The 22,124-nt window shown below is 47.6% G+C and carries 20 protein-coding genes, 1 other RNA gene and 1 other annotated feature; of the genes, 17 read left to right on the plus strand and 4 right to left on the minus strand.

All coding sequences use genetic code 11. The features are described 5' to 3' along the window. Window positions 1-40 precede the first annotated feature (40 nt). The 7 genes from EPH95_RS18020 to aspS all read left to right on the plus strand — a co-directional run bounded on the left by EPH95_RS18020 (window position 41) and on the right by aspS (window position 9,263). Complete coding sequence (locus tag EPH95_RS18020) at window positions 41-886, plus strand: single-stranded-DNA-specific exonuclease RecJ (RefSeq protein ID WP_142091323.1); 846 nt, start codon at window positions 41-43, stop codon at window positions 884-886. Beyond that, window positions 859-2,406 carry a single-stranded-DNA-specific exonuclease C-terminal domain-containing protein gene (locus EPH95_RS18025; RefSeq protein WP_142091324.1) on the plus strand — a complete coding sequence of 516 codons (1,548 nt, stop codon included), beginning with the start codon at window positions 859-861 and terminating at the stop codon, window positions 2,404-2,406. Before EPH95_RS18020 ends, EPH95_RS18025 begins: the two co-directional genes overlap by 28 nt. Next, entirely contained in the window at window positions 2,396-2,911 is a 516-nt protein-coding gene (locus tag EPH95_RS18030) for an adenine phosphoribosyltransferase (RefSeq protein WP_142091325.1), read from the plus strand. The genes EPH95_RS18025 and EPH95_RS18030 overlap by 11 nt, the downstream gene beginning before the upstream one ends. Before the next feature lie 148 nt (window positions 2,912-3,059). Continuing rightward, window positions 3,060-5,234 (plus strand): RelA/SpoT family protein, encoded by a 2,175-nt coding sequence (locus EPH95_RS18035; RefSeq protein ID WP_142091326.1) that lies wholly within the window; start codon window positions 3,060-3,062, stop codon window positions 5,232-5,234. A gap of 40 nt (window positions 5,235-5,274) precedes the next feature. Further along, entirely contained in the window at window positions 5,275-5,715 is a 441-nt protein-coding gene (gene dtd / locus EPH95_RS18040; RefSeq protein WP_142091327.1) for a D-aminoacyl-tRNA deacylase, read from the plus strand. Window positions 5,716-5,856: 141 nt separating this feature from the next. Beyond that, window positions 5,857-6,088, plus strand: a binding site (T-box leader). A 78-nt stretch (window positions 6,089-6,166) separates the two neighbouring features. Further along, on the plus strand, window positions 6,167-7,444 hold the full coding sequence (gene hisS, locus EPH95_RS18045) for a histidine--tRNA ligase (RefSeq protein WP_142091328.1): 1,278 nt from the start codon (window positions 6,167-6,169) through the stop codon (window positions 7,442-7,444). A gap of 31 nt (window positions 7,445-7,475) precedes the next feature. Beyond that, the gene (gene aspS, locus EPH95_RS18050; RefSeq protein WP_142091329.1) at window positions 7,476-9,263 is read left to right on the plus strand and encodes an aspartate--tRNA ligase; all 1,788 of its coding nucleotides are present in this window, start codon (window positions 7,476-7,478) and stop codon (window positions 9,261-9,263) included. A 46-nt stretch (window positions 9,264-9,309) separates the two neighbouring features. On the opposite strand, the gene EPH95_RS18055 is transcribed toward aspS, so the two are convergent. After that, window positions 9,310-9,600, minus strand: a complete 291-nt coding sequence (locus EPH95_RS18055; RefSeq protein ID WP_142091330.1) for a hypothetical protein — start codon at window positions 9,598-9,600, stop codon at window positions 9,310-9,312. A 160-nt stretch (window positions 9,601-9,760) separates the two neighbouring features. Between EPH95_RS18055 and ssrS the strand changes: the two genes are divergently transcribed. Next, a non-coding RNA gene (gene ssrS / locus EPH95_RS18060) (6S RNA) lies at window positions 9,761-9,941 on the plus strand. A gap of 130 nt (window positions 9,942-10,071) precedes the next feature. Here ssrS and EPH95_RS18065 read toward each other — a convergent pair. Beyond that, window positions 10,072-10,710: an RsfA family transcriptional regulator gene (locus tag EPH95_RS18065; RefSeq protein ID WP_142091331.1), complete on the minus strand. Its 639-nt coding sequence runs from the start codon at window positions 10,708-10,710 to the stop codon at window positions 10,072-10,074. Window positions 10,711-10,948: 238 nt separating this feature from the next. Further along, a complete protein-coding gene (locus EPH95_RS18070) occupies window positions 10,949-12,232 on the minus strand; it encodes a replication-associated recombination protein A (RefSeq protein WP_142091332.1) in 1,284 nt (427 codons plus the stop codon). Between the two features lie 194 nt (window positions 12,233-12,426). Here EPH95_RS18070 and EPH95_RS18075 point away from each other — a divergent pair, with 194 nt between their 5' ends. The 9 genes from EPH95_RS18075 to EPH95_RS18110 all read left to right on the plus strand — a co-directional run bounded on the left by EPH95_RS18075 (window position 12,427) and on the right by EPH95_RS18110 (window position 20,519). Beyond that, window positions 12,427-13,095: a YczE/YyaS/YitT family protein gene (locus tag EPH95_RS18075; protein ID WP_227003977.1), complete on the plus strand. Its 669-nt coding sequence runs from the start codon at window positions 12,427-12,429 to the stop codon at window positions 13,093-13,095. Next, the gene (cymR, locus tag EPH95_RS18080; RefSeq protein WP_142091334.1) at window positions 13,040-13,459 is read left to right on the plus strand and encodes a cysteine metabolism transcriptional regulator CymR; all 420 of its coding nucleotides are present in this window, start codon (window positions 13,040-13,042) and stop codon (window positions 13,457-13,459) included. The genes EPH95_RS18075 and cymR overlap by 56 nt, the downstream gene beginning before the upstream one ends. Window positions 13,460-13,555: 96 nt before the next feature. Then, entirely contained in the window at window positions 13,556-14,716 is a 1,161-nt protein-coding gene (locus tag EPH95_RS18085) for a cysteine desulfurase family protein (protein ID WP_142091335.1), read from the plus strand. 10 nt (window positions 14,717-14,726) lie between these two features. Beyond that, window positions 14,727-15,845 carry a tRNA 2-thiouridine(34) synthase MnmA gene (gene mnmA, locus EPH95_RS18090; protein WP_142091336.1) on the plus strand — a complete coding sequence of 373 codons (1,119 nt, stop codon included), beginning with the start codon at window positions 14,727-14,729 and terminating at the stop codon, window positions 15,843-15,845. A gap of 1 nt (window position 15,846) precedes the next feature. After that, window positions 15,847-16,506, plus strand: coding sequence for a tetratricopeptide repeat protein (locus tag EPH95_RS18095; RefSeq protein WP_160141849.1), 660 nt, complete (start codon window positions 15,847-15,849; stop codon window positions 16,504-16,506). Window positions 16,507-16,535: 29 nt separating this feature from the next. Next, a complete protein-coding gene (gene recD2, locus EPH95_RS18100; protein ID WP_227003978.1) occupies window positions 16,536-18,818 on the plus strand; it encodes an SF1B family DNA helicase RecD2 in 2,283 nt (760 codons plus the stop codon). Window positions 18,819-18,897: 79 nt separating this feature from the next. Continuing rightward, window positions 18,898-19,128, plus strand: a complete 231-nt coding sequence (locus EPH95_RS18105; RefSeq protein ID WP_142091338.1) for a hypothetical protein — start codon at window positions 18,898-18,900, stop codon at window positions 19,126-19,128. Window positions 19,129-19,166: 38 nt separating this feature from the next. Beyond that, the gene (locus EPH95_RS19020) at window positions 19,167-19,337 is read left to right on the plus strand and encodes a hypothetical protein (protein ID WP_160141850.1); all 171 of its coding nucleotides are present in this window, start codon (window positions 19,167-19,169) and stop codon (window positions 19,335-19,337) included. A 117-nt stretch (window positions 19,338-19,454) separates the two neighbouring features. After that, window positions 19,455-20,519 carry an AI-2E family transporter gene (locus tag EPH95_RS18110; RefSeq protein ID WP_142091339.1) on the plus strand — a complete coding sequence of 355 codons (1,065 nt, stop codon included), beginning with the start codon at window positions 19,455-19,457 and terminating at the stop codon, window positions 20,517-20,519. Between the two features lie 21 nt (window positions 20,520-20,540). Here EPH95_RS18110 and putP read toward each other — a convergent pair whose 3' ends face one another. Further along, window positions 20,541-22,052, minus strand: coding sequence for a sodium/proline symporter PutP (gene putP, locus EPH95_RS18115; protein WP_142091340.1), 1,512 nt, complete (start codon window positions 22,050-22,052; stop codon window positions 20,541-20,543). Window positions 22,053-22,124: the final 72 nt, after the last annotated feature.

Genomic DNA, 22,124 nt, shown 5'->3' on the forward strand with positions numbered 1-22,124 from the left:
TATAATAGGAAACGGTAAGGGGAGGAGTACAAGATAGAAAATGTTAGATGCTAAGACGAGGTGGCATATTCGTCCGTTGGACCAACGGGCCAAAGCGTTGGCAGATGCATTCCGCGTCTCTGAACTTACAGCTCAACTCCTATGCAATCGGGGGTTTGAGGAAGTCGAGGATGCCCGTGTTTTTTTACATACAGATGAATCGATTCTCCACGATCCTTTTTCATTGGCGGGAATGGAGGAGTCGGTCCGCCGTATTCAACGTGCGGTGGCAGGTAATGAAAAAATCGTTGTTTTCGGAGACTACGATGTGGACGGCGTGTCCAGCACGGTGCTTATGTGTGAAACCCTAGAAAAACTGGGCGCGAGATATGATTGGTACGTCCCCAATCGTTTTACCGAAGGTTATGGTCCCAACAGCGCCGCGTTCCAAAAAATACAGGAAGATGGCTGTACGCTGGTGATCACGGTCGATACGGGGATTGCTGCTATCGAGTCGATTAACGCCGCACAGAACAACGGCCTGGATGTCATTGTAACGGACCATCACGAACCGCCCCCGGTACTTCCGGGCGCCTGTGCGATCATTAACCCGAAACAAGCGGATTGCCCGTATCCCTTCAAGGAGCTGGCGGGGGTTGGAATTGTTGGTAAGCTTGCCCATGCCCTGCTCGAGGAGTTGCCCGAGGATGGACTCGACCTTATCGCGCTGGGAACGATCAGCGATCTGGTTCCGCTCGTGGATGAAAATCGTTTTTTTGCCAAATCCGGGTTACGGGAATTAAATCAGCTTAACCGCCCGGGTGTAGAGGCATTAAAAGAAATATCCGGCATCAAAGGCCCCCTTTTTCGGAAGAGACGGTGGGCTTTGGGTTTGGACCGCGGCTGAATGCCGCCGGCCGTATGGATTCGGCAGCCCCGGCCGTGCAACTGCTGTTAGCTTCCGACCCTGAACAGGCGTATGCCCTGGCACGGGAGATTGACGAATATAACCGGGAACGCCAGCAAACGGTGGAAAAAATCACAGAGGAAGCGCTTGAACAGTTACAAGGAAAAGGAGATGATCGGCCGGCCATTGTCGTAGCCGGAAAAGGTTGGAACCCCGGGGTGACCGGGATCGTTGCCTCGAGACTTGTTGAAAAATATTATAGGCCAACGATTGTTATCTCCATTGACGATGAAGGGAATGGCAAAGGCTCTGCCCGCAGTATTGAAGGGTTTGACCTTTATCAATCGCTTTCCAAACATATAGCTCTCTTTCAGCGCTTTGGGGGGCACCGAATGGCTGCAGGTTTATCCATCGATGAGGATAAAATTCCGAACCTCCGGGCGACCCTTGAGGAAGAAGTAAATCATGTGTTGACGGCAGAAGCATTTGTTCCATCGACAGATATTGAACTATCCCTCTCCGTCGAGGAAGTTACGACGAAGCTGATACGGGAAATCGAAGAGCTGGCGCCTTTTGGCGTTGGCAATCCCAAACCGTTGGTGCAGATCGCGAATGCAGCGATACAACAAAAACGAAAAATCGGGAGCTTGCAAAATCATTTAAAGCTGTCGATAGGAGGGGACCCTGCCTCCTCCACGAGCCCTCTGGATTGCGTCGGGTTTCGATTTGGCCACCTTAATGACCGGATTCAGAATGACGCAAATATCCATCTCGTAGGCGAATTGTCTGTGAATGAATGGAAGGGGCAAGAAAAGCCGCAGATTATTCTTCGGGACGTCGCGGTCAAAGAGCGGCAACTTTTCGATGTTCGTGGGCGTAACGATTTGCAATCGCTCATTCATGAAGCGCGCGCATCCGCACCGCTTACCGTTGTTATTTTTCAACAGGAACACGAAAGGGACGCGTTGGAACAAGGCCTGCTTCCCGCTGATTTTTTATTTCTTGATAAGGATCACTTAACCGCGCCAACGGACATCTTATTATTTGATCTTCCGAAACGTTTATCTGACTTAACGGATTTTCTGGAGGAAAATGAATCGTTCATCCGTTCGATTTACACCGGGTTTATGGAAACGGGCCAAGCTTTTTTTGCGACAAAACCAACGCGCGAGGCGTTTAAATGGTTGTATGTTTATTTAAAAAAATATGCTCCGCTTCATATTCAGGAACACGAGCCAGTCATTGCCCGTTACCAAGGGTGGTCGTCGGACACCATTCATTTTATGCTGCAAGTGTTTATGGAATTGGAATTCGTGACGAGGAGCGAGGGAAAGCTGGTTGTAAACGCAAAACCGCTAAAACAAGATTTACAGGCATCACCGACGTTTCGCTCCTATGACGAAAAACGAGAAATTGAAGAAACGTTGAAGTATTCCACGTATAAAGAGTTAAAAGCTTTTTTGTTTGCCTGCATGCCTGATGAAAAGAAACGAGCAGAGGTGCTTACCGATGGATTATAAAGAACATATTCAAATTATCAACGATTATCCGGTAAAAGGGGTGCAGTTTAAGGACATCACGCCTCTTATGCAAAATGGGGAAGTCTATCAACAAGCGATCGATGAAATGGCAGTATATGTAAAATCAAAGAACGTCGATGTAATCGCGGCCCCGGAGGCAAGAGGGTTTGTTGTCGGTTGTCCGATCGCCTATACACTGAACAAAAGCTTTGTGCCTGTGCGTAAATCCGGGAAGCTGCCGCGCATGGTCGTCGAGACGAATTACGGCCTTGAATACGGGAAAGCAAGCCTTGCCATTCACAAAGATGCCATCAACCCGGGGGACCGGGTGCTGATTACCGACGACCTGCTCGCGACGGGCGGCACGATCGACGCAACGATTCAGCTCGTGGAAGAGCTCGGCGGAGAAGTCGTCGGCTGTGCGTTTCTCATTGAGCTTGCTTACCTGGAGCATGGAGAGAAATTGCAAAACTATGATGTTTATTCGCTGATGACGTATAATTGAGAAAGTGAATGTTTGCGGAGTGCCTTTTAGGGCGCTCCTTTTCCAATCGCGATAGCCGTCTATAAAGAGTGCCTATAGGCTTTACAGGGCACGATTTTTTCTAGATAATAGATGAAATAGAGATTGTGTGCAGGTTGAAGGTGATTCTATGACGAAAGAACAACTAATGGAGAAGATGGGCGAATATTTATCCGTTGAGCAAGTGGATTTTATTGAGCGCGCCTATCTTTATGCTGAAAAATTTCATGACGGACAATATCGCAAATCAGGCGAACCGTACATCCACCACCCCGTTCAAGTCGCGGGAATATTGGTTGAGCTTCAATTAGAACCTGCAACGATTGCCGGTGCTTTTTTGCATGATGTCGTCGAGGATACGGAAGCGACCGTGGAAGATCTCACCGAATTGTTCGGGGAAGAAGTAGCCATGCTCGTGGATGGTGTGACGAAATTAAAAAAGATTAAATATAAATCAAAAGCGGAACAGCAAGCAGAGAATCATCGCAAGATGGTCGTTGCCATGGCCCGAGACATCCGTGTCATTATGATAAAACTGGCCGACCGCCTTCACAACCTACGGACACTCAAGTACTTGCGTACCGAAAAGCAACGGCGGATTGCGAAAGAGACGCTAGAGATCTTCGCGCCCCTCGCCCACCGGCTTGGGATTTCCACCATCAAATGGGAAATGGAAGACATCGCCCTCCGTTACTTGGATCCGCAACAATATTATCGGATCGTCAATCTAATGAAACAAAAACGTGCGGAGCGTGAGCAATACATTGAAGAAGTGATGGATGATATCCGGGAAAGTGTCAAGGACTTAAATGTGGAAGCGGATATATCCGGACGCCCGAAGCATATATACAGCATTTATCGCAAAATGACGATCCAGAAAAAACAATTTAATGAAATCTATGACCTGCTCGCGGTACGCATTATCGTTAGAAGCATCAAAGATTGCTACGGGGTGCTCGGCATTATTCATACGCGTTGGAAACCAATGCCGGGCAGATTTAAAGACTATATTGCCATGCCGAAAGCCAATATGTATCAATCGTTGCACACGACGGTGATCGGTCCTAAAGGGGAGCCGTTGGAAGTGCAGATCCGCTCCGAAGAAATGCACCGCATAGCTGAATATGGTGTGGCCGCCCATTGGGCATACAAAGAAGGACAAGCGGTCAAGCAAAAATCGCTCGATAAACTCGGCTGGTTCAGGGAAATATTGGAATGGCAAAAGGATACTTCCAACGCACAAGAATTTATGGAATCCCTGAAAATCGATTTATTTTCTGATATGGTTTTCGTCTTTACCCCAAAAGGAGATGTCATCGAATTGCCGAGAGGGTCGGTACCGATCGATTTTTCCTATCGCATTCATACGGAGATCGGGAACCAAACCATCGGCGCCAAAGTAAACGGAAAGATGGTACCCCTTGACCATCAGCTGAAAACCGGGGACATCGTCGATATTATGACTTCGAAACATTCATACGGCCCCTCTCAAGATTGGTTAAAGCTAACGCAAAGTTCCCATGCCAAAAACAAAATCAAGCAGTTCTTTAAAAAAGAACGCCGGGAAGAAAATGAACAAAAAGGACGCGAGGCCATTGAGAAGGAATTGCGTGCGCAGGATTTCTCCCCGAAAGAGGTATTAACCGAGGCTAACCTACAGGAAACAGCGGCGAAATTCAGTTTTTCCGGCCAAGCGGACATGTTTGCGGCTGTCGGTTACAGTGGAATATCCGCGAAACAAGTCGTGACGCGATTAACGGAAAAAATACGCCAAAAAGTGAAGGAACAAGAGAAAAAAACGGTTACCGAAGCGATCAAAGATATACCGGCGCCGTCGCGAACCCGACGTTCCAACACCGGTGTACGTGTGAAAGGGGCGGACAACCTTCTGATTCGCCTGTCCAAATGTTGTAACCCGGTGCCAGGAGACGATATACGCGGATATATTACGAAAGGGCGCGGTGTATCTATTCATCGTGCCGATTGTCCGAACGTTGCAGATACAGAAGAAAATCAAACACGATTGATCGAGGTAGAGTGGGAACCGGAACTGGAGAAAGTGAAAAGCTTTAACGTCGATATCGAAGTTGCCGGTTATGATCGCCGCGGGCTGTTAAACGAAGTGCTGAATGCCATTGCTGAATCCAAAACGAATATTAACGCCGTAAATGGACGTTCGGACAAGAATAAAATGGCTATTATTGATATTACAATTGTGATCAGCAACCTCGATCACTTGAGAAAAGTGGTCGAAAAAATCAAGCGCTTGCCCGATATTTATTCCGTACGGCGAGTATTGCACTAATAGATGAAAAGCCAATCCCGTCAGCAAAGGAGAAGCTAGAGTGAAAGCTTTAATACAACGGAGCAAAAGTGCGAAAGTGAGCGTTGACGATACAACCATTGGATCTATTGGCCACGGTTATGTGGTGTTTCTTGGCGTCACGCACGAAGATACCAAACATGATGCCCGCTGGCTGGCAGATAAAATTGCCAACCTACGCCTTTTCGAAGATAGCGAGGGGAAGATGAACCTTTCGTTATTCGATACATCGGGTTCTGTTTTATCGATTTCCCAATTCACTCTTTACGGAGAGGCTAAAAAAGGAAGACGGCCTAGCTTTGTGCAAGCTGCAAAGCCTGAACAAGCAGAAAGGCTCTACGATTACTTCAATGAACAATTGAGGGAGATCGGCATTGCCGTTGAAAGCGGGGAATTCGGGGCCGGGATGCAAGTGGATTTAAACAATGACGGCCCGGTGACACTGATGCTTGAATCCCCATAGCAGGAGCAGAATCACGGATCGGAGTCGTGAATCAAGGCAGAAGCCATCCAAATGTCGTTTTCCGCGATTCGATTTCATGTATGAAGTTGAGGAAAAGTTGACATTCTAGTCAGAGGAACGTATGATAAAATGCAAAAGAATAACAAGCCGATGATGAAGAGAAGTACGCGGCCTCTTGCAGACAGAGAGGAAGGGTCATGGCTGGAAGCCCTTCTGTGCAATGTCGGGGAAAGACACTTCGTAGGTTTTTGATCGAACGTGAATGCATTAATAGATCTAAACGTGGCGCGGGCGTTAACCGCGGAAGCGGAAGCGATCGCCGGAGAGATCGCTTCAATGTGGGTGGTACCGCGGGCTTGTGCTCGTCCCTCTGATTCGTTTCAGGGGGATTTTTTAATGCAATGAAAGGCGAAAAGCTTAATAAATCAGCACTATTGAGGAGAGGTTTGATATGAACATAAATATCCAGCGAGGAACCCAGGATGTTTTGCCCGAACAAAGCGCACAGTGGCAATACGTAATGGATAAGGCCAGGGAAATTAGCCGCAAGTACAATTACAAGGAGATTCGAACGCCGATTTTTGAAGCTACGGAACTTTTTCAGCGCGGGGTAGGGGACAGCACGGACATTGTGCAAAAGGAGATGTATACGTTCCAGGATCGCAGCGGCCGCTTAATCACGCTTCGGCCGGAAGGGACAGCTCCCGTCGTGCGTTCGTATGTGGAAAATAAGCTCCATGGTTTGCCGCAGCAACCGTTGAAACTTTATTATTCCGGTCCAATGTTTCGCTATGAACGCCCGGAATCAGGCCGGATGCGGGAGTTCTATCAATTTGGCGTGGAAGCAATCGGGAGCGATGACCCGGCGATAGACGCTGAAGTGATCGCGATGGCGATGGATTTTTACGAAGCCTGCGGATTGGATAACTTGAAATTGGTGATCAACAGCCTGGGCGATAAAGAAAGCCGTTCTTCCCACAAACACGCGCTGATTGAGCACTTTTCTCCACGCATCGACGAGTTTTGTGAGGATTGCCAGGCACGGCTTGAGCAAAATCCGTTGCGAATATTGGACTGCAAGCTGGACCGAGAGCACCCGTTACAGGAAACGGCACCGGCCATTCTTGACTATCTAAATGAAGAATCAAAGCGCTACTTTGAAACCGTGCAACGCTTGCTTCGTGATATGGATATCCCTTTTGTCATTGACGCCAACCTAGTAAGGGGACTCGATTATTACACGAATACGTCTTTTGAAATAATGCTTGAAGAACCGGAGTTCGGCGCGATTACGACCCTTACCGGAGGAGGGCGTTATGAAGGATTGATTGAAGAGTTGGGCGGGCCATCTGTTTCCGGCATTGGATTTGGCTTAAGTATCGAGCGTTTACTAATGGCGTTAAATGCTCGTGATGCACTCCCGGATGTTGAAAAAGCGCTTGACGTCTATCTTGTAACGGTTGGCGATGTTGCGGCTGAAAAGGGCGCGGGCATATTAAGGGCATTGCGTCACGAAGGGCTGTCGGCAGACAAAGATTACTTGGGGAAAAAAGTTAAGGCACAATTCAAGGCAGCCAATCGTATGCAAGCTGCATTTACCGCCATCATAGGGGAAGAAGAATTGGCAGCTGGCATGGTCAACCTCCGCGATATGTCCACGGGTGGAGAAGAAAATATCCCGATAAAAAGGCTCGCTGCGCATATTAAACAGCTCCAAAAGATGCAATAACCCTCATGAAAAGATAAGGAGAATGATAGTCATGACGGAAATAGAAAGAAGCCATTATTGTGGCGAGGTTAGAGAAAGCATGATCGGCCAAAACGTTCGGCTTAAAGGTTGGGCAAGGACGAGAAGAGATTTGGGCCAAGTGATCTTTATTGATCTTGGCGATCATAGCGGGATTGTGCAAACGGTATTTAACCCGGAAATCAGCGAAAAAGCATTGACGATTGCCGATAGCATTCGCAGTGAATATGTGCTTGACGTACATGGCAAAGTCGTTCTCCGAGATGAGGAAACGGTGAATGACAAAATTGCCACCGGGACCGTGGAAGTGCAGGTCGAGGAAATTACGATTCTGAACAAATCGAAACCGTTGCCGTTTCCGATGGATGAAGATATCAATGTCTCTGAGGATGTGCGCTTGTCGCATCGGTTTCTCGATTTACGACGGCCGGAAATGCAACGCGTTTTTCAATTGCGCCACAAAATCACCCAAGAGGTGCGAGAATTTTTAAATGAGCATGCTTTTATGGAAGCGGAGACGCCGATGTTGACGAAGAGCACGCCGGAAGGTGCCCGAGACTATTTAGTGCCGAGCCGTGTGCACGAGCATGAATTTTTTGCTCTCCCGCAGTCGCCGCAACTATTTAAACAGCTGTTTATGATCGCCGGATTTGAGCGGTATTACCAAATTGCCCGCTGTTTCCGGGATGAAGATCTTCGCGCGGACCGGCAACCGGAGTTTACGCAAATTGATATAGAGGCATCTTTTATGGACAAAGAAACATTATTTTCCATGACAGAAGAAATGATGGCACGGTTATTAAAAATCAGCCATGACATCGATGTTCCAACGCCTTTCCCGCGCTTGACGTATCATGAAGCGATGCATCGGTATGGGTCGGATAAACCTGACACACGCTTTGGCATGGAATTGGTGGAGCTCTCCGACATCGTCAAAAACAGCCGTTTCCAAGTTTTCACAAAAGCACTTGAGAGCAATGGCATCGTGAAAGGATTGAATGCAAAAGGGCAAGGGGATGCCATGTCCAGAAAAGAGATCGATGACCTTGCTGAATTTGCCGCGATTTACGGAGCGAAAGGGCTCGCCTGGTTACGGGTGGAGAGTTCCGACTCGCTAAAAGGGCCGATTGCGAAATTCTTAAGTGAAGAAGAGCAACGTCAAGTGATGAAAGCCATGGAAGCAGAACAAGGGGACTTGCTGTTGTTTGCCGCCGATGAGGCAACCGTCGTATTCGATGTGTTGGGCGCGTTACGTTTGAAGTTCGGGAAGGAACTTGGGTTGATTGACGAGAAAGCCTTCCATTTCCTTTGGGTGACCGACTTCCCGCTCGTTGAATATGACAAAGATATCGATCGCCATATTGCCCTTCACCATCCGTTTACGCGACCGGTTGATGAAGACATCGACAAGTTAGAAACGGCTCCTGAAGAGGTGACGGCGAATGCGTACGATCTCGTTTTGAATGGATATGAACTTGGGGGCGGCTCCCAGCGTATTCATGAGCCGGATCTGCAAATGAAAATGTTTCGAACACTTGGATTTAGTGAAGAAAAAGCGAAAGATCAATTCGGATTTCTAATTGATGCCCTTTCTTATGGTGCTCCGCCACACGGAGGCATTGCCCTTGGGTTGGACCGAATTGTGATGCTCCTCGCCGAAGCTGATAATTTGCGTGAAGTCATCGCCTTTCCGAAGACAGCAAGTGCAGGCGACCTATTAACAGGGGCGCCAAGCAGCGTCAGCGAAGAACAATGGAAGGAATTGCATTTGCAGCCGAGCCAAAAAAAACCTGTGGAATAAAGAGAAAAAGAAGCGAACCTTGATGGTTCGCTTCTTTGCATGCATGTTATTTTTGTTCAACTTCACGAAAAGAGGAGATGAAAGATTCGGGGTTTTCGGTGATATAATAAGAACGAACACCGTGAGACGTGTGTAAATAAAGAAAACCGACCTCGTTTTCTTTATAACGATAAGAAATGTCAAAAACCTCAGCAATCGGATAACTGTCTCCGTCGATGTCTATCCGATCCCGATACAACATCATATCGGTTTTATATTGCTCGGTATGTTTTTCAATGGCGCCGATTTTTTGTTCAATGTGCGTAATCGGTTGACGGTTTACCACCTGTTCATGCATGAAGAATCCCTCCTGGTCATCATTATAACCAGCAAAAGACCAAATTAAAAACATGGCGGTTGAGAAGAAAGATGGAAGACGCAGAGAGTACTGTCCGTTTGATTTCATGCACGGAAGTGCTTGCAGAGGTGCTCCAATCATGCTATAATCAATTTACAAAGAAGTCCTGGAGTGTTCGTACAACACTATTCGTTTTAAAGCCAACACTTTTTGATAGGGAGCCTGACGTTTCAACTGGAAGTAAAAGCCCTGTCCGGGGACTTACGGAAGGCTGAACAGGGCACCCACCTGCCATTGCAGGCTTCAAAACTAAGTGATATTTACGGCACAACGGGGCTTCTTGAACAAAAACAATCAATAATAAAGGCTGTCCATATTCATTGGCAGCCTTTTTTCCGTTAATAAGATGCAAATGCGAATGTATCCTGGCCCTAAAGGAAGGATACATTCGTTTTTTCAGCAGGTTTGTTCTCAGCCTGAGTCATTGGCGATATTTTCGATATTGCCTTCCTGGTCGAGTCGAAAATCATTGGATCTCAGGAAGGAGTCAGTGTTGGTCTCATCCATAAACATCATCTTCCGAGCACGGTTAATGACGGTTAGCAAGGACTGATACTCTTCGTCCAATTCCTTGTGTTTGTAGCGCCAGGCGTTGACAGCCGTTTGCAGTTGCTTATTCTCTTCTTCCAACGCCGTTACTTTCTCTTGGTCGATCCCGGCGTTTCCTTGCTTGTTTTTCAATGTTTCCAAAAAGACAATGACCTGCTCCAGCGATAGTTCTTCGTCATTACCGGCATATGCATTATTGATGGTTGTTGTTTCCATCCTATTCGCCGTTTTCATGCCAAGCGTTTGTTGCACGGCGTTCGCGGCATCCTGGCGTTGAAAATTTTTCCGCTCCCGCTTCGCGTCGCTGATTTGCCCATCGTAACGATCGCGTACAACCGCATTCCAGCGGAAGCCACAGGCTGCAGCGGTGCGGTTTAATATGTCGCCGACTTCTTCAAATGCTTTTAACTGAGTGCTTCCTTCTTTTATGTGCTTTAATACTGTTTCGGCCAGTAACACATCGTCTTCATGTGACCAAGCATCTTGGCGTACTTTCGTCATTTCTATCCCTTCTTCCTTGAGGTTCATAGTTTTTTACCATATCCCGAAGCGCCAGCAGGAGTGGCTACGGCAGTTGCAATCAGCGGCAATGCCTCCGGTGGTAGTTTTACTTTCTGGTATTAATATGGACCATATTCATAATCTCTATACTTCCTAAAAAAGGAAAGAAGGAAAAGAAACCGTTGAAGAATATGTGTAACACCCCATTACGCGATAATATTTGTAAACTTTCTTCTTTTTACGGCTTCGAAGGCTTAATGACTTGGTTAATCTTCGTTTGCGCTTCTTGAAAAGCTTGTTCAAATTTGCTGTTCTGTTGGAAGCGTAAATAACGGTGATATTTTAATGGATCGGGAAGATATTGTTGTTGGATGAGCCCGTCTTTGTAATCATGCGGATAGAGGTATCCGATCCCTCGATCTAAATGTCTCGCGCCTTGGTAACTGCTGTCCCGGATATCCGCCGGAATCAACGGGGAACCGTGCTTGTCTATATCTTGCAACGCTGTGTTTATGGCCCGGTAAGCAGCGTTGGATTTCGGAGAAAGCGCGAGTTCAACGACGGCATTTGCAAGCGGGATCCTGGCTTCCGGAAACCCTAAACGTTCTGCCGTTTCAATGGCTGCCAGCGTTCGCGGTCCGGCTTGAGGATTGGCAAGCCCGATATCCTCGTATGCCATGACGAGCAACCGGCGCCCAATGCTTGTGAGGTCGCCTACCTTGATCAATCGCGCCAAATAATGCAGGGCAGCATCTGCATCGCTTCCGCGGATTGATTTTTGGAAGGCGGAGAGAACATCGTAATGTTGATCCCCGTCTCTGTCATGGTCAAAATTTTTCTTTTGTGTACATGTTTCGGCAATCGCCACATCAATATGTATGATGCCGTCATCACCCGCGGGGGTTGATAAAACAGCGAGTTCCAGTGCGTTTAGGGCTGCTCTCATATCGCCGCCTGAAGAAGCGCCCATATGTTCAAGGGCTTCTTCATCCACATGTGCCGGATACTCCCCCAACCCTTTGTCGCTGTCTGCAAGCGCGGCATCCAACATTTTACGAATGTCCCTTATCTCAGGTTTATACAGTTCGAAAACATGGCAACGGCTCCGTATCGCGGGGTTAATCGCGTGGTAGGGGTTGGCGGTCGTTGCTCCGATAACGAGTAACTCTCCGCTTTCCAAATGGGGAAGCAGGAAATCCTGTTTGCTTTTATCCAGTCGATGGAATTCGTCAAGAATGAGGATTAAGCTCCCGTACATGCGTGCTTCTTCCGCCGCGATTTGTAAATCCTTTTTCTGGTGTTCTGCAGCATTTAGCAGTTTATAATGAATGTTTGTGCTCCCTGCCAGCGCGATCGCCAAGGACGTTTTTCCGGTGCCGGGCGGACCGTGTAAAATCATTGGATGCAACTTTTCCGCTTGCACCATTCTTTGTATAAGAGCCCCGTCTCCCAGTAGATGATCCTGGCCATACACTTCATCCACAGTTTTGGGGCGCATGCGATAGGCAAGTGGTGTGCTCATCGTTTTCATCTCCTGGCATGTATTTGTTATCGGGAATGCATGTTCTTTTTATATAGGTTAACACAAACACGTGCGCATGAACAACAAACCCGCTTCGAATGCATGGGTTTGGAAAATATGCTATAATGCTACAGGATTATAGTGGCTTTAAACAAAAGAGAGAAGGAATAACGGTGCAACACTCGTATGGGAGAGTGAAGAGAAACTTCTTACGCTGGGGAACATTTACCGTGGGGATCATGGTCATGTCGATGGGGATTGCTTTTATGATCCAGGCTGACCTTGGCGCTGCTCCCTGGGACGTGTTTCACATTGGTTTGATGATAAACCTTGGATTGACAGTTGGAAGTTGGAGCATTATCGTCGGAACGGTTATTATAGGAACATCGGCGCTATTGGATCGCAGACTTCCGCAATTGGGAAGCGTACTGAACATGGTATTTGTAGGTGTGTTTATCGACCTTTTCCTTTTTATCATTTCCACACCGGATCACTTAGCCTTACAATTTGCCATGCTAATGATTGGCGTACTCATTATGGGCATAGGCATCGGCGTTTACATTGCGCCAAATTGCGGTGCCGGTCCACGAGATATGCTTATGCTGTCTATAGCAAATAAAACGGGAATGCCGGTCGGCCGTGTCCGTTTATTCATGGAAATCACGGTCCTCCTATGTGGTTGGATGCTGGGCGGTCCGGTTTTTATCGGAACCATTATCTTTTCATTGACAATTGGACCAGTCGTCGGTTATACATTGCCTTATTGCAAACGGCTGTTTAATGATTGGTTAGAAAGAGGAGGCAGACATGAAAATTTCGACAAAAGGGCGGTACGGACTTACCATCATGATCGCATTAGCTAAAAAGCATGGAGATGGGCCGATCTCTCTAAGATCGATCGCGAAAGATTATCATTTATCGGAGCACTACCTTGAGCAATTAATTGCGCCGCTTCGCAACGCGATGTATGTAAAAAGTGTGCGCGGGGCTTATGGCGGTTATATGCTGACAACAGATCCGAAAGAGGTTACCGCGGGAGACATTATCCGAGTTTTGGAAGGGCCAATCAGCCCGGTAGAAGTGGTGGAAGATGAAGAGCCGGCCAAGCGAGACCTTTGGATTAAGATCAGGGATGCCGTAAAAGAGGTGCTCGATTCAACAACGCTTGACGACTTGGCGAATTACGAAGAAACCGATGATCTGGAAGACTATATGTTTTATATTTAGCCGGAAAGAAAATAAGAAAGGAAGAGATCGGAGTTTGGGGCTGTGTTGCCAAAACCCAATCCTATCTCTCGTATCCGGAACTAAAAGGTGATAAGTATGACGGATATTTATTTGGACCATGCCGCGACAACGCCTGTGCGACCGGAAGTTTGGAAAGCGATGAAACCTTATCTTGACGGAACGGTGGCTGGAAATCCATCCAGCATTCATCGTTCTGGCCGAGAAGCAAGAAGAGCGGTGGATGCCGCCAGAATAAATGTAGCCGAAAGTGTGGGGGCAAGCACAGAAGAAATCATCTTTACGAGCGGCGGGACAGAAGCGGACAACCTTGCCATTACCGGTACCGCCCGCGCCCGAAAACACGAAGGCACCCACGTGATTACGACGGAAGCCGAACACCACGCGGTGCTTCACGCGTGCAGGCAGCTGGAGCGGGAAGGGTATGACGTCACTTATTTACCTGTCAATTCGGACGGAATGGTTCAAATGGATGCGTTGCAAGAAGCTTTACGTGAAGAGACGATTTTAGTCACGATTATGTACGGAAACAATGAAACGGGATCAATCAACCCGATCAAAGCTATCGGTGAGCATTTGCGTACGCACAAAGCACTTTTTCATACCGACGCGGTGCAAGCTTACGGGGTGCTTCCCCTCGATGTGTCGTCCCTTCAAGTTGACTTGCTCACTGCTTCCGCCCATAAAATCAACGGACCTAAAGGGATGGGCTTTTTGTACGTGAAAAAAGAAACCCAGCTTTACCCTTTGCTCTTTGGGGGAGAACAAGAACAACGATTGCGGCCGGGGACTGAAAATGTGCCGGCGATCGCCGGCTTCGGGGAAGCTGTCCATTTGCTGAATGCTGAAAAACAGGAACGGGCAACAACCTATGAAAGACTCGTGAATCACCTCTTGGACGCGCTTGAGGATGAAAATGTGACTTATGAAATAAATGGTGATAAACGACAAAGGCTTCCCCACATTATCAATCTTCATTTTCCCGGCACCTCGACGGAAGCTCTTTTGACGCAAATTGATCTGAAAGGGATCGCGGTCTCCAGCGGGTCTGCATGCACCGCAGGAAGCTTCCAGCCATCCCACGTGTTGAAAGCGATGTTTGGCGAGAATGACGCCCGTGTCCGTTCCTCCATTCGTATTAGTGTTGGCTATGGAAATGACGGGGAGCAACTGAATGAAGCAGCGAAAGCGATCGCGAATATATCCGAACAACACCGTCGCGTGTTGGCAAAAAAGTGAGGTGAAACAAATGGCAGCAAACAATGACATCCGTGTCGTCGTCGGCATGTCCGGAGGCGTTGACTCATCAGTGGCCGCGGCTTTGCTTAAAGAGGAAGGCTATGACGTCGTCGGCATTTTTATGAAAAACTGGGATGACACGGATGAAAATGGCGTGTGCACAGCAACGGTTGATTACCAAGACGTGGCACGTGTTTGCGATCAAATAGGAATTCCTTATTATTCGGTGAACTTTGAGCAGCAATACTGGGATAGCGTGTTTACGTATTTTCTGGAAGAATACAGGAAAGGCCGTACGCCAAACCCGGATATCGTATGCAACAAAGAAATTAAGTTTAAGGCGTTTCTGGATTACGCGTTGATGCTCGGTGCCGACTATTTAGCTACCGGTCACTACGCACGCTTGGCCAGGCATGATGACGGCACGGTGGAACTTATGCGCGGCATCGACCGCAACAAAGACCAAACGTACTTTTTGAACCAGTTAAGCCAGAACCAGCTCGCGCAAGTAATGTTTCCGCTAGGGTCCCATGATAAAAAAGAAGTTAGAAAAATGGCAGAGGACCGAGGCCTTGCGACGGCGTCGAAAAAAGACAGCACCGGTATTTGCTTTATCGGTGAACGTGATTTTAAATCCTTTCTCCAGCAATATTTACCCGCGCAACCAGGGGAAATGCGCACGCCCCAAGGCGAGCATAAAGGACGCCACGAAGGGTTGATGTATTACACGCTGGGACAACGCCAGGGCCTTGGCATCGGTGGTGCCGGTGAGCCTTGGTTTGTCGTGGATAAAAATCTCGAGGACAATGTATTAATCGTTGCGCAGGGAAGTGAACACCCGGCGTTGATGTCGGACGGACTTTACGGTACGGGATTGAATTGGCTGTCTTCTGTGCCTGCGGAAGCCTTGCAGTGCACGGCGAAGTTTCGATATCGCCAAGCGGATCAAGAAGTTACCCTGTACGTGAACGATGAAAATGATTTTTTTGTGGCGTTTAACGAACCGCAACGAGCGGTAACTCCCGGACAAGCGGTCGTTTTTTATGACGGCGACCTATGTTTAGGCGGGGGCACGATCGAGGCCACCGTCGTAAATGAAGATGTCGAAATGCTATCGGGAAGTGGATAAGTTGAGTGCATACAAAAAAGGCATGGACGCGATGAAGGCCGGAAACTACGAAGAAGCGATTACCCATTTCCGGCAAGCGCTTGAAAATGACCCCGACAATCCATTGCTTTATACAAACATGGGCAGTTTGCTCACGCGTGCCGGGGAATATGAACAAGCGCTTGCCTGTTATCGGCGCGCGATCCAGTTGGATGACGAGCAGGCAGGTGCATACTACGGGGCAGGAAATATCTCCTACAATGTCGAAAATTATCAGGAAGCCCTACAGTTTTATAAACAAGCAGAAGCGTTGGGCATGAATGACCAGAGCCTGCACATGATGATGGGAATGAGCGAATACCAACTGGACAACGTTCCGTTCGCGATGGCTCGTTTGCAGCGGGCGGTGGAATTGGATGCCGACGATGAAGAGGCACGATTTTATTTTGGGTTGACGCTTGCAAAATCCGAGCTCATCACCGAGGCCATCGAAGCGTTTGAAGCCGTCATCGATAAAAATTCAAGTCACGCCGACGCCCATTATAATTTGGGGATTGCCTATTTTTCCAAATCGGAAAACAGGAAGGCGCTTGACTATTTCCACAAGACATTAGAGCTGCAACCGGACCATTATTTAGCCGCGCACGGGAAAAAGCAAGTGGTAAAAGCGATGGAGCAATAATCACTGCCATCAGCTCGGGGAGGAGGACAATGATGAACGAGGAATGGAAGGCATCGATGGACAAAATTACCGGCACGGTGAGCCACGTCATTTTTCGGAATGAAAAAAACGGCTATACGGTTTTGAATATCCATGTTGATGACGCAACTCCGGCCGTTGATGCCTCCTCCATTTCGGTTGTCGGTCATTTCCCCTTTCCACCCGAAGAAGATCTGTTGACGTTTTACGGGCAATTTCACGAACATGAACGTTATGGTCGACAGTTCAACATGGAACTTTATGAACCGTATATTCCCGAAGGCAAACCTGCGGTCATCCAGTATTTATCCAGTGAACGTTTCCCCGGCATCGGAAAAAAAACCGCTTCCCGTGTCGTTGCTGAACTAGGCGAATCAGCGATTGATAAAATCCTTCATCAGCCCAACCTTTTGTACGACATTCCTGACATCAAACGTCAACAAGCGGATGTGCTCACCGAGCGATTAATGGAAGAACAGGAGATCGCCGGTGTGATGAGCCGCTTGATTACATATGGTTTCGGAACGGAATTGGCCACGAAAATCATCCAGGCTTATAAGGGAGAGACGCTGAACGTTGTGGAAAAAGACCCCTATCAGCTCGTGCAAGACATTGAGGGCATCGGTTTTCAAAAGGCCGATGCGCTTGGTGTTCAATTAGGCATTGCGCCGACGGAAAAAAAGCGGCTGCGGGCAGGGCTCTTATTTTCGCTGTGGCAAATGTCCCAAAGCGTCGGCCACGTCTATTTGCCGGTGGATTTTTGGATCGAAGAGGCCTTGAAAGTGCTGAATTATCGAAACCTTGAAGTGGACGCAACAATGTTGCAAAAGGAAATTGTCGAACTGGATGAGGAGGGGACGGTTGCTGTTCCGGACGAACGGGCTTACATATTATCGCTCTTTTTTGCGGAAAAAGGGTTGGCAACGAACGTGAATCGTTTGTTGGACACGGAGATTCAAGAAACTTTTGCGGAAGACCTCTATTTGAAAACGTTGGGTGAGCTGGAACAGGATTTTGACATAACGTATGCGGAGCGCCAAAAAGAAGCGGTAGAGCTCGCTTTAAAATCTCCCCTCATGATTTTGACCGGTGGTCCGGGCACGGGCAAAACAACGGTAATTCGCGCAATTGTGGAGATGTTCAAGCGCATGCGAGGCTGGAACCAACGAAAAGAAAAAAAGCTCCCCGTTCTACTTGCAGCGCCGACGGGAAGAGCCGCGAAACGAATGGCAGAAGCCACCGGCTTGAAAGCTTTCACCATTCATAAATGGCTCGGATGGCGCGGCGATGAAGAGGAATTTCTTGAACACGATGAAGAAAACCCGCTTGAAGGGGAGTTGTTGATCATCGATGAAGCATCCATGATTGATCTATGGCTCGCGAACCAGCTATTCAAAGCAATACCCGCAGGGATGCAAGTAATTATCGTCGGTGATGAAGACCAATTGCCATCCGTAGGGCCAGGACAAGTGCTCGGGGATTTGTTGCGCTCTGAAAAGATTCCAGCAATATCGTTGTCAGCGGTTTACCGCCAGGCTGAGGGATCCTCGATCATTGATTTGGCTCATGATTTAAAAGAAGCGAAGTTATCCGCGGATTTTACGGAGGCGAAACCGGATCGGTCGTTCATTACATGTCAGGGAACAAGCATGCCTGACGTTATTATTCAAATATGCCAAAAAGCGATGGATAAAGGGTATACCGCGCGTGATATTCAAGTACTTGCACCCATGTATAAAGGAACAGCCGGCATTCATTTGCTGAATGAAAGGCTGCAAGCCCTTTTTAATCCCCCGAAACAAGGAAAGCGGTCCATGACATATGGCGATGTCCCCTTTCGAAATGGCGATATCGTCCTGCAGCTCGTCAATAATCCCGAAGACAATGTTTTTAATGGGGACCGCGGCGAAATCATCGCGCTTCTTAAAGAAAAAGAAACGGAAGACGGGAAAGAAAAACTTGTCGTTAATTTTGACGGCATTGAAGTTTACTATGAAAAACAGGATTTAAAACAAATCACACTCGCTTATTGTTCCTCGATTCATAAAGCCCAAGGGAGTGAATTCCCGATTGTGATCGTCCCGTTATCCATGTCATACCGCCGGATGTTAAAAAGAAATTTGCTCTATACCGCAATTACGAGGGCGCGCGACTCGCTAATCATGGTCGGCGAACAGCGGGCTTTTTCATTGGCTGCCGAGACGAATGATCAACATAGCCGCTATTCCCATTTGCACATTCGTATACAGGAAGCAAGTACCAATCATGAAAACGTCAAAGAAGGACAATACTAAGCCTCCTGGCCTTTTTACGTATAGCTGGAGGATGATTTGACCAGTCTGTGAAAAAGATGTTTTTTCACAGGAGGTCTGTATGGTTCATTGTCCAAACTGCTCTTTAAAAGATTTGGGAAAAATTGGGAGCTCCCAATATTACTGTTGGCGCTGTTGCATCGAAATTGTCCTTCAAGGGGAGCATTTATCTGTTTTTGAAGTCGAGGAAGACGGATCCCTTAGTTCGTTGGATGACCTTTTTAGTGCCGAAGAGCGCCGCATTGTTACAGAAGAGAATCCCCAGCTCATACAAAAAGCGTCAGGCCGGTAAATGCCATTTGCCAATAATGTATGAATGGAGGGTCGCCCATGAATAACAAAGCCGCCTCTTCGCTGCTGATTGCAGGAATTGGGTCCGTCGGAACAGCCATTTATATGTTCAGTACACAACAACGGCGCTCGAACCCTAACTGGATGTCAAAACTTAAGAAAAACAGGTATTACAAACAAATGCGCAGAGCTTACAAGCGCACTTTCTAACGTAAAAAATCGCCCGTTTTCATGAGACGGGCGATTTTTTACAGTAATCGGCTGCATTTTGGATAATCCTTCTCCAACGGTAAATGCTAAAAACAACATTGCGTTGGGGAGGTAAGAATGAAATTACGGAAATGGTTGCTTCGCGCTCTGTTTGTGCTCATTCTATTGGCTTGCATCTACTTTCTGTACTTACTAACGCCTGTATGGAAACCGATCTTGACCAGCATTGGGAAAATCATCCTTCCATTTCTGCTTGCGGGGTTATTCGCGTACCTTTTGCATCCAATTATAAATTTTCTGCAGCGGCAAGGTTTTCCCCGGTGGACTTCTGTGTTGCTCATTTATGTGTTGTTTTTTGGCGGAGGCGCTTGGTTATTGATTGAAATGGCACCGGTATTGGTTCGACAGTATAGCGCGTTTGTCAATGAACTCCCGGGTTGGATTCAAACTTTCGAATCCGGTTGGGTCTCCATTCATCGCCAGATCGATACATTGCCTCCGATGATTCATGATCAAGTGGAAGAGGGCGTTGTGCAATTGGAGGCCAACGGGGAAGATATGTTGGAAGGAGTGATGGAACAATGGCCCGCGATTCTGGAAGGGATTGTCATGCTTTTTTTGCTCCCTTTTTTAATCTTTTATTTGTTAAAAGACTTAGATGCATTTGAAAAAGCTGCAACCTATGTTGTTCCCGAACGATGGCAAGCAAACGGAAAAAAATTTGTGCAAGCGGTCGATCACGCGCTCGGCTTTTATATTCGGGGACAGATTGTCGTTTCTCTGTGTGTAGGCGCTCTTTCAGTCAGTGCGTTGTGGATCGTTCAGCTTCCTTACCCCTTGATTCTCGGGATTTTCATGGGAATGACGGATTTGATTCCTTATGTCGGACCCTATATCGGCGCGGTGCCCGCTGTCATTGTAGCGCTTGGTGTGTCATGGCAAACCGTTCTATTCACTATCATCGCCATTACCATTGTGCAACAATTGGAAAGCAATGTGCTGTCCCCCTATATAATGGGAAAAAGTGCCCATCTTCATCCATTGTTGATTTTACTGGCGTTATTAATCGGCTATGAATTTGCCGGTTTTATCGGGTTACTCATCGCCGTGCCGTTGTTTGTCATCATCGGCGAAGTCGTGCGGGTCTTTCGGAAAAAAGAAGAAAATGAGGAAGCTCAATGAGTTCCTCATTTTCTTGGTGAATCAGTCTTTATGGACATATCTTTTATTATCTTCGTCATACACGGCGTTTTCAACGAAGTCGAATTCTTCAAGAATATCATCGCCCGGCCGCTGATTAAGCAAGCTTACGAGGATAATCGCTAAGCTCCCCAACACAAACCCGGGGACGATTTCATAGAGGTCGAAAAGACCGCCTTCAAAGAAATTCCACAGGATCACCGTAAGTCCCCCGGTGACAATCCCGGAGATGGCTCCCCAAGCGGTCATGCGGCGCCAGAAGACGCTAAATAGCATCACCGGTCCAAAGGCCGCACCAAAGCCTGCCCAGGCATATTCCACCAGTTCGAGAACAGTGCTTTCAGGGTCCATGGCAAGGAATGTAGCAATTAAAGCTATGATGAGCACACCGAATCGGCCGATCCAAACAACTTCCTTTTGGGATGCGTGGGGACGGAACAACCCTTTATAAATATCTTCCGCCAAGGCACTGGACGACACGAGCAATTGGGAATCAATCGTACTCATAATGGCCGAAAGAATCGCCGCGAGCAAAATTCCGGCCACCCAAGGGTTAAACAAGACTTGGCTAAACATGATAAAGACGGTTTCCGTATCTTCGAGAGCGCTTCCCGGCCCCGCCCCTTGAAAAAAGGCAATACCGACAAAACCGACGAAAATCGCCCCAAATAAAGAAATGGTCATCCATGTCATGCCGACAAAACGCCCTACCGGAACATCACGCTCGGAACGAATGGCCATAAAGCGAGTAATGATATGGGGTTGCCCGAAGTACCCAAGTCCCCAAGCGAGCAGAGAAATAATGGCAATTAGCGATGTACCCGCGAAAGCATCCAGATAAGCAGGATCGATCGCTGCAACATGGGTTACCGTATTGTTCCAACCGCCTAATTCCATAATTGCAACAATTGGAACGGTTACGAGGGCAAGCAACATCAACATGCCTTGAAAAAAGTCGGTGTAACTGATGGCGAGAAAGCCGCCTAAAAATGTATAGGAAACAATCGCGAAAGCACCGATCCATAAAGCGACCTGGTAGTCCCAGCCAAATGTGCTGGAGAAAAGCAGTGCTCCTCCGACGAGTCCGGAAGAAGTGTAAAACGCAAAGAAAATTAAAATGAAGATAGCGGAAACGTTTCTTAGAACTCTTGAGTTGTCACGAAAACGATTTTCGAGAAAATCTGGGATCGTGATGGAATCATTCGCGATCTCTGTATAGCGGCGTAACCTTTTGGCAAGAAATTGCCAATTTAAATAAGCCCCGATCGTTAAGCCCATAGGCAGCCAAATTTCGCTCATGCCATTCAACATGATCGTGCCTGGCAAAGCAATCAAAATCCAGCTGCTCATATCGGATGCTCCGGCGCTTAAAGCCGCTACCCATCCATTCAGGCTTCTGCCTCCAAGGACATAATCAGACATATTCGTCGTTAAGCGATAAAAGATGATCCCGCAAATGGCCATACCGATGATGTAGATGATAAAAGTGATCAGTGTCGGGATTTCAATGGTCACTTGATTTCCTCCGTTCCAAGATTAGACTTATCAAAGACAGCACAACCGTTAGAGACATGGGAACGATAAGCA

The organism is Salicibibacter halophilus, assembly GCF_006740705.1.
GTDB classification, from domain to species: Bacteria; Bacillota; Bacilli; order Bacillales; family Marinococcaceae; genus Salicibibacter; species Salicibibacter halophilus.

What these genes read in the sequence shown, in the direction of transcription:
- EPH95_RS18020 (WP_142091323.1), top strand. Translation starts at nt 41, where the DNA reads ATGTTAGATGCTAAGACGAGGTGGCATATTCGTCCGTTGGACCAACGG.
- EPH95_RS18030 (WP_142091325.1), top strand. Translation starts at nt 2,396, where the DNA reads ATGGATTATAAAGAACATATTCAAATTATCAACGATTATCCGGTAAAA.
- EPH95_RS18035 (WP_142091326.1), top strand. Translation starts at nt 3,060, where the DNA reads ATGACGAAAGAACAACTAATGGAGAAGATGGGCGAATATTTATCCGTT.
- hisS (WP_142091328.1), top strand. Translation starts at nt 6,167, where the DNA reads ATGAACATAAATATCCAGCGAGGAACCCAGGATGTTTTGCCCGAACAA.
- aspS (WP_142091329.1), top strand. Translation starts at nt 7,476, where the DNA reads ATGACGGAAATAGAAAGAAGCCATTATTGTGGCGAGGTTAGAGAAAGC.
- EPH95_RS18055 (WP_142091330.1), bottom strand. Translation starts at nt 9,600, where the DNA reads ATGCATGAACAGGTGGTAAACCGTCAACCGATTACGCACATTGAACAA.
- EPH95_RS18065 (WP_142091331.1), bottom strand. Translation starts at nt 10,710, where the DNA reads ATGACGAAAGTACGCCAAGATGCTTGGTCACATGAAGACGATGTGTTA.
- EPH95_RS18070 (WP_142091332.1), bottom strand. Translation starts at nt 12,232, where the DNA reads ATGAGCACACCACTTGCCTATCGCATGCGCCCCAAAACTGTGGATGAA.
- cymR (WP_142091334.1), top strand. Translation starts at nt 13,040, where the DNA reads ATGAAAATTTCGACAAAAGGGCGGTACGGACTTACCATCATGATCGCA.
- EPH95_RS18085 (WP_142091335.1), top strand. Translation starts at nt 13,556, where the DNA reads ATGACGGATATTTATTTGGACCATGCCGCGACAACGCCTGTGCGACCG.
- mnmA (WP_142091336.1), top strand. Translation starts at nt 14,727, where the DNA reads ATGGCAGCAAACAATGACATCCGTGTCGTCGTCGGCATGTCCGGAGGC.
- recD2 (WP_227003978.1), top strand. Translation starts at nt 16,536, where the DNA reads ATGATGAACGAGGAATGGAAGGCATCGATGGACAAAATTACCGGCACG.
- EPH95_RS18105 (WP_142091338.1), top strand. Translation starts at nt 18,898, where the DNA reads ATGGTTCATTGTCCAAACTGCTCTTTAAAAGATTTGGGAAAAATTGGG.
- EPH95_RS19020 (WP_160141850.1), top strand. Translation starts at nt 19,167, where the DNA reads ATGAATAACAAAGCCGCCTCTTCGCTGCTGATTGCAGGAATTGGGTCC.
- EPH95_RS18110 (WP_142091339.1), top strand. Translation starts at nt 19,455, where the DNA reads ATGAAATTACGGAAATGGTTGCTTCGCGCTCTGTTTGTGCTCATTCTA.